The sequence below is a fragment of the Deinococcus sp. genome (assembly GCF_018260405.1).
GTDB lineage: Bacteria > Deinococcota > Deinococci > Deinococcales > Deinococcaceae > Deinococcus.
In genome coordinates, this window is the sequence record NZ_JAGLBG010000238.1 from 1 (window position 1) to 820 (window position 820).

1 protein-coding gene is annotated in these 820 nt (G+C 35.6%); it reads right to left on the reverse strand.

The genetic code is table 11. The features are described from left to right. Positions 1 to 532 precede the first annotated feature (532 nt). The coding region (locus QZ269_RS13300; protein WP_291427172.1) for a hypothetical protein at positions 533 to 820 on the reverse strand (288 nt) is incomplete at its 5' end.

An 820-nucleotide genomic window follows, 5' to 3' on the forward strand; every position in this document is an offset into this window, starting at 1 on the left:
TTCTCCGAGTTCTAACTATTATAGTACGAATTACAAATTTGTTTTAATTTGTTGTGATCCCACAAAAATGTACGTACTAGCAATGATTTGAAAGCTTAAAATCTAATATTAATTTAATTTAATTTTTTTTGTCTTCGTTTCGGCCATCTATGTACCATGTGATTTCTATAATTCTCTTCTTACCCAGTATTCTTCATCTTTATGCTACACAGCTGTTTTCGTTTTTCTGTCCAGTTTGAACCTGTTTTTCTCTTTGGTTTATATGCAAAACACGGGTTTCTGCTTTTTTCTTTTAGTACGTCCCGCTTTTTGAAATCTTCTTGGCTTATTCCCAGTTCTTGGGCATCTTTTTCAATTTTAGAGAACCAATCCCATCTGTTTTTTTTTTTTTTGGAGGAGAAACGTAAAGATCATGTTGTCGACCTGTTTTGGTTCATTCGTGTCCGCAAAAGCCAAATCTTCTTTTGCGTACGACATCCGTTAGTTTTGGAATTAAAGCATACAATTTGTTATGATGCCTCTTTGCTTTCCTTTAGGGGCCCAGAATTGTTTTCAGAATTTTTCTTTCTTTCAGAGCTAACTTTTCAACCAGACCCTTTCCCTTTAAGGTGATACACTCTGCTGCATACAAGGCTTCTGATCTGATAACCGTGCAATAATGCCTCAACTTAGCCTTGATGAAAACAGACTTTTTCTTGTAAACTTCTCTTTTCCTGTGATATGCCATCTCCAACTTGTGTGCCCTGGCCTGTAAGGCTCGTTTCTTCGAATTGTTTTCCGTTATTAATTCTCCTAAGTATTTGAAATAGTGAGTTCTCTT